Genomic DNA, 5,647 nt, shown 5'->3' with positions numbered 1-5,647 from the left:
CGGCGCCGGCGCCGTCGACGAGTTCGGCGTCTTCGAGGACGTACGGCCCGACGAGGCGCCCTTCGACCCCGCCGACGGCGACGAGGTCCCGCTGCCCTCCCTCGGCGAGGCCGCCGCGCCCGCCCCGCTGCTCGCCTCCCGGCTCAGCGCCTCGGCCCGCGCCACCCTGCGGTTCGCCGTCGCGCTCGGCGGCGAGGTGCCGCACCAGGCGCACCTGCCCGCCCTGGTCGGCGACACCCACGCCGACGCCGCCCTCGGCGAACTGGTCGCCTGCGGGCTCGTCTCCCCGGTCGGCGCCCGCCACCGGCTCGCCGCGGGCGTCCCCGCCCAGCTGGAGGCCGCCGGGTACGCCGACGACGCCGACGCCCGCGTCCGCGAGGCCGCGCAGCACTACGCCTGGTGGACCGGACACCCCTCGGTGACCCCGGAACGCGTCTGCGCCGAGTCCGACGCGATCCTCGCCGCGCTCACCGCGCTGTCGCCGCTCGCCCCGGACACCGCCGACGAGCCCGGCACCGCGGTGCGGCTCGCCCGCACCGCCGCCCCCGCCTTCGCCTCCGGGCTCCACTGGAGCGCCTGGGAGCGGGCGCTGCGGGCCGGCGCGGAGGCCGCCCGGATTGCGGGCGACGTCGGCGAACAGGCCTACTTCCACCACGAGCTGGGCATCCACGCGCTGTGCGCCGGACAGCTCGACCGGGCGCGCGCCGAGCTTGAGGCGTCCATCGGGCTGCGCGGCGCCCTCGCCGACAAGCGCGGCACGGTCGCCGGCCGCAGGGCGCTGGCCCTCGTCGCCGACCGCTCCGGCGTTCCGCTCACGCTCGCGCCGACCGCGGCGGAGGAGGTGCCCGAGGCGCACGTGGAGGAGTCGGCGTCGCCGCCCCGCGGGGTGCCGATGGCCTTCCCCGACCTCCAGCCCCCCGCCGACACCGGCCTGGTCGTCTCCCGCCCCGTGCCGGCCGCGACGGTCCCGCAGCAGACGAAGGGCGGCGTCGTCGGCGGTCTGAAGGGCCTGGCCCGGCGGAACCTGGTCGCGGCGGGCGCGGGCGCGCTGCTCGTCGCCGTCCTCGGCACCGTCGTCACCCTCGGCGCCACGTCCGGCAACGACCCCGCCTCGCCCTCGGGGGACGTCGGCGTCAACCCGTCCGCCAGCCAGGGCCTGGGCGACGGCGAGCTCGACGCGGACCCGGCGGCCGGCAACAAGGGCGACACCGGGAAGGCCACCAGCCGCCCCTCCGACCCGGGCCCCGACGGCACGCCCGGCACCGCGGACGACCCGACGACGACGGCCACCGAATCCGACGAGCCGTCGGAGGAGGAGACGTCGACGAAGACGCCGGACGAACCGACGAAGTCGCCGTCCAAGTCGCCGAGGCCGACGGTGTCCGAGTCGCCGGACCCGACGGAGACGGAGACGGAGACCGAGGAGCCCACGGAAGATCCCACGGGGGAGCCCACCGTGACGGAGACGCCCACGGAGGACCCCACCGGCGAACCGAGCACCACCAACTCCGCCAGCGGTCCCGCCACCTCCGCCCCCGTGGAGACCACCGCGAGCGCCCCGCAGAGCACAGGCCCGGGCACCGGCACCGGCACGGATCAGACCCCGCCCGAGGACGGCGAGACGCTCATCTGACCCAGCCCGCCAGAGGCGTCACACGCACCGGGGGGCCGGGTTCCGCACGGAACCCGGCCCCCCGCTCGTGCCGTCGAGGCGCGCCGCTCAGAACAGGCGCAGCTTGTCGTCCTCGATGCCGCGCAGGGCGTCGTAGTCGAGGATCTGGCAGCCGATGCCGCGGTCGGCGGCGAGCACCCGCGCCTGCGGCTTGATCTCCTGGGCGGCGAAGATGCCGCGCACCGGGGCGAGGTGCGGGTCGCGGTTGAGCAGCTCCAGATAGCGGGTGAGCTGCTCCACGCCGTCGATCTCGCCGCGCCGCTTGATCTCCACGGCGACGGTCCGCCCCTCGGCGTCCCGGCACAGGATGTCGACCGGCCCGATCGCCGTCATGTACTCACGGCGGATCAGGGTGTAGCCCTCGCCGAGGGTCTCGATGCGGTCGGCGAGCAGCTCCTGGAGGTGCGCTTCCACGCCGTCCTTGATCAGGCCGGGATCGACGCCGAGTTCGTGCGAGGAGTCGTGGAGGATCTCCTCCATCGTGATGATGAGCTTCTCGCCCGCCTTGTTGACGACGGTCCAGACGCCCTCCTCCTCGCCCGCGCCCTCCTTGAGGGTGCACGGAGGCGACATCCAGTTGAGGGGCTTGTAGGCCCGGTCGTCGGCATGGATCGAGACGCTGCCGTCCGCCTTGACCAGGATCAGACGAGGGGCGGACGGCAGGTGCGCGGTGAGCCGCCCGGCGTAGTCCACGGAGCAGCGGGCAATGACGAGACGCATGGTCGGCAACGCTACTCGACCGGCCGGGGTGGACGCGATTCGCCCTCACAGGTGCCCCTCAGGGCCCATGAGGCGCGTCCCGTATCTCCTGGAAAACGCGTTTTCCACGATGGCCGATTACCGGCCCACAGGAAGTTCCGCATCCGCCCGTTCTCCTGGTGCGGTCACCGTCCGTTGCTTACGGTATTGAACGGGAGGTCGCGGACTGTGTACGCAGCGTGCTCGTTTTCGCGCACTCCCTTATCTGTCAGGCAACCCCCGAGTGCTGGGGGTGCGAGAGGAGAACCCATGTCGCTCGACGTCTCACCGGCCCTACTCGAACAGGCCGAGCGAGGCGAGGTCGACGAAGCTGACTTCGTCGACTGCGTCCGGACCTCCCTGCCCTACGCGTGGGAGATGATCAGCTCCCTGGTGGCCCAGCTGAAGGTGGACGGCGGAGCATTCGCCGACAACCAGACGCCCCCGCCGGACGAGCAGGCACGCGGTCAGCTGCTGCGTGCGCTCGCGAGTGACGCGATACGCGGCGCGCTGCAACGGCACTTCGGTGTCCGGCTGGCCTTCCAGAACTGCCACCGGGTGGCCGTGTTCCCGCTTGACTCCTCGGTCGACGAGACGCTGGCCCGCTTCACCTCGGTGCGCAGCCAACTGCTCAACCAGTCGCCGGAACTGCGCGACTGCTGACGCTCCATCGATAGCTTGCCGCTCCGTACGCGGGAGGTGCAGTCTGTACCGGGGCGGCAAGCATCCCTGGAACGCCCTTGTCCGTCAGGTGAGTTGAGGGAGCACCTCGGCGCCCAGCCGCCGTACGTTCTCCTCGGTCGCCGCCAGGTCCCCGGAGCCCTCGACGAGCAGCGCGAAGCGGGAGATGCCGGTCCGCTCGCTGGTCGCGGCGAGCCGGTCGGCGCACAGCCGCGGGGTGCCCACCGGGTGCAGCCCGCACAGCAGCTCGGTGTAGGCCAGCGGGTCGCGCATCCGCCGCTCCCGGCCGTCCACCGTCACGTGTGCCTCCAGCCCCTGTTTCAGCCAGCCGGGCATCGCCTTCAGCAGGACCTCGGCCGCGTCCGAGCGCCGGTCCGCGATCTGGCAGACCCCGGCCGAGACATGGGCCGCGCCCTCGATCTCGGCGGACGGCCGGCCGCAGGCGCGCGCGTGACGCCGCCACAGGGCGACCATCTCGGCCTTCTCCTCGTCGCCGACGTGCATGCCGAGCAGCATCGGCAGCCCGCGCTCGGCGGCCAGCCGGACGCTCGCGGGGGAGGTGCAGGCGACCACGACCTCCGGGCCCTCGGCCTCGGTGAGCGCCTCCGTCGGGCGGGGCACGACGGGCACCTCGCGGAACCGGTACCGCTCGCCGGCGGCGCCCACGGACGGCTCGCTCAGCCAGCGCAGCAGCAGGTCGAGCGCCTCCGGGAACCCCTTCTCGTACGCCTCCAGGCCGGCCCCGAAGACCTCCAGGTCCACCCACGGGCCGCCGCGGCCGAGGCCCAGCGAGAACCGGCCGCCGCTGGCGACGTGCAGCAGCGCGGCCTGTTCGCCGAGCGCGACCGGGTGGACGGTGGGCAGCACGCTGACCGCCGTGCCCACGCGCAGCCGCCGGGTGCGGCCGAGCAGCAGCGCCGCCAGGGTGACGGCGGACGGGCAGGTGCCGTAGGGCACGAAGTGGTGCTCGGCCAGCCAGACCGTGTCGAGCCCCGACTCCTCGGCCACTTCGGCGGAGCGGACCGCGCGGTGCAGCGCCTCACCCTCGCCCTGCCCGGGGAACCGGGCGGCCAACACGAAACTTCCAACGCGCATTGCTCTTCCTGCTTCCTTGGCTCCGACGCGGAGCTCCCCCGCAGGGCATAACCGCCCGACACGTGCCGAGGACACGGCCGGGTGAGCGATTTTGCGGATTGTCTGCAGAACGCGCCGCTCGCGAGGGGCCGCCACCTGCCATGGAGTGACTTGTGACGATTGGCGGCGTACGCGTACCCCGACGCGTGACGCGTAGGCTGGACGCGGTCCGTGCATCCTGTATAGCCCCGTGAGGTGTCCTGTGTCCCCGCGTCGCAACCGACCCAAGGGAGCCGGTTCGTCCGGCCGGAGCGCCGAGGACGACCGTTCCGGGCGCTACGGCGGCTGGCAGTCCACGGAGTCCTGGCGGGGCGAGGACTGGAGCGTGCGGCACGTGGCGGGCGCCAGCGCGCAGGGCAAGTCCTACCGGTGCCCGGGGTGCGACCAGTTGATCCCGGACGGGGTGCCGCACGTGGTGGCCTGGCCCGAGCACTCCGGCGTCGACGAGCGCCGGCACTGGCACAAGGCCTGCTGGAACGCGAAGGACCGCCGCACCACGCGGGTGCAGCGGTCCCGTAACGCGCCGAGGTTCTGACGGCCCCCGGGGAAGGCCCCCCGGGGGGAGTTACACGTCCCGCTTGCGCAGCAGGGTGAAGGCGCCGGCGAGCGCGGCCGCCGTGAGGGCCAGCATGATCCACAGCGGATCCCAGCCCGACGGGCCCGACTCCGACAGGGAGTTGGCGTAGAAGATGCTCATCTGGTTCGGGATGGAGTACTCGAACAGCGCTTCCTGCACGTCGGCCAGCGAGGGCGAGAACATGAACAGCGCGATCACCAGCGGGGCGAGCACCGCCGCGATCATGATGGTGATGGCGCCCGCCGAGTGCCGCACCATCGAGCCGACCGCCAGCGACAGGGTGCCGAGCAGCGCCAGGTAGAGCGAGACGCCGACCGTGCCCTTCAGCCATTCCCCGCCGGAGGGGTCCTTGGCGTTGTACTCCTCCAGCAGCGACACGTGCAGCAGGCCGACGACGGCGGCGCACACCAGGGTCACCACGAAGGCCAGCAGGAAGAACACCAGGGCCTTCGCCGCGAGCACCCGGCCGCGGCTGGGACAGGCGACCATCGTCGTGCGGATCATGCCCGTGCCGTACTCGGAGGCGGTGGTCAGCACGCCGAGCGTGATGAGGCACATCGAGCCCAGCAGCAGTCCGAAGAAGCCCAGCGACAGCGGGCTCTCGCCGCCCAGGTCGGGGTCGGAGCCGGCGACCACCAGGCCGGCCAGCGCGCCGATGCCGACCACGAGCACGACGAACACGCCCAGCGTCCACATCGTCGAGCGCACGGACTTGATCTTCGTCCACTCGGAGGCGAGCGCGTGCCCGAGGTGGGTGCGCACCACCGGGATGGGCGAGGTGTAGGTCGGGTACGCCGGCCCGGGCGCGGGGGGTGCGGAGGGTGCGGCGCCGGGGCCGGCGTACC

Annotated in this window: 6 protein-coding genes; 3 read left to right on the top strand and 3 right to left on the bottom strand. The window is 73.3% G+C overall.

Translation table 11 applies throughout. The features are described 5' to 3' along the window. Nucleotides 1-1,633: serine/threonine-protein kinase (locus CCN29_RS31660; protein ID WP_503167729.1), on the top strand; the 1,633-nt coding region annotated here is incomplete at its 5' end. Between the two features lie 87 nt (nucleotides 1,634-1,720). On the opposite strand, the gene nucS is transcribed toward CCN29_RS31660, so the two are convergent. Beyond that, nucleotides 1,721-2,392, bottom strand: coding sequence for an endonuclease NucS (nucS, locus tag CCN29_RS31655; protein WP_006130173.1), 672 nt, complete (start codon nucleotides 2,390-2,392; stop codon nucleotides 1,721-1,723). Between the two features lie 288 nt (nucleotides 2,393-2,680). On the opposite strand from nucS, the gene CCN29_RS31650 reads away from it, so the two are divergent. Then, nucleotides 2,681-3,073, top strand: a complete 393-nt coding sequence (locus CCN29_RS31650; RefSeq protein WP_006130174.1) for an SCO5389 family protein — start codon at nucleotides 2,681-2,683, stop codon at nucleotides 3,071-3,073. A gap of 84 nt (nucleotides 3,074-3,157) precedes the next feature. Here CCN29_RS31650 and CCN29_RS31645 read toward each other — a convergent pair whose 3' ends face one another. Further along, the gene (locus CCN29_RS31645) at nucleotides 3,158-4,186 is read right to left on the bottom strand and encodes an LLM class flavin-dependent oxidoreductase (protein WP_031023185.1); all 1,029 of its coding nucleotides are present in this window, start codon (nucleotides 4,184-4,186) and stop codon (nucleotides 3,158-3,160) included. Nucleotides 4,187-4,427: 241 nt separating this feature from the next. Between CCN29_RS31645 and CCN29_RS31640 the strand changes: the two genes are divergently transcribed. Further along, nucleotides 4,428-4,760, top strand: coding sequence for an Rv1322 family protein (locus CCN29_RS31640; protein WP_031023184.1), 333 nt, complete (start codon nucleotides 4,428-4,430; stop codon nucleotides 4,758-4,760). Nucleotides 4,761-4,790: 30 nt separating this feature from the next. Here CCN29_RS31640 and CCN29_RS31635 read toward each other — a convergent pair. Continuing rightward, nucleotides 4,791-5,647, bottom strand: an 857-nt coding sequence (locus CCN29_RS31635) for an ABC transporter permease (RefSeq protein WP_442538598.1), incomplete at its 5' end; no start/stop codon positions are given.

Source organism: Streptomyces pseudogriseolus (genome assembly GCA_002154585.1).
Classification (GTDB): domain Bacteria; phylum Actinomycetota; class Actinomycetes; order Streptomycetales; family Streptomycetaceae; genus Streptomyces; species Streptomyces pseudogriseolus.
This window is presented reverse-complemented; position numbering and strand designations above follow the sequence as displayed.

Excerpts from the sequence above, each read along its gene's own strand:
- nucS (WP_006130173.1), bottom strand. The coding sequence starts at position 2,392 with ATGCGTCTCGTCATTGCCCGCTGCTCCGTGGACTACGCCGGGCGGCTC.
- CCN29_RS31650 (WP_006130174.1), top strand. The coding sequence starts at position 2,681 with ATGTCGCTCGACGTCTCACCGGCCCTACTCGAACAGGCCGAGCGAGGC.
- CCN29_RS31645 (WP_031023185.1), bottom strand. The coding sequence starts at position 4,186 with ATGCGCGTTGGAAGTTTCGTGTTGGCCGCCCGGTTCCCCGGGCAGGGC.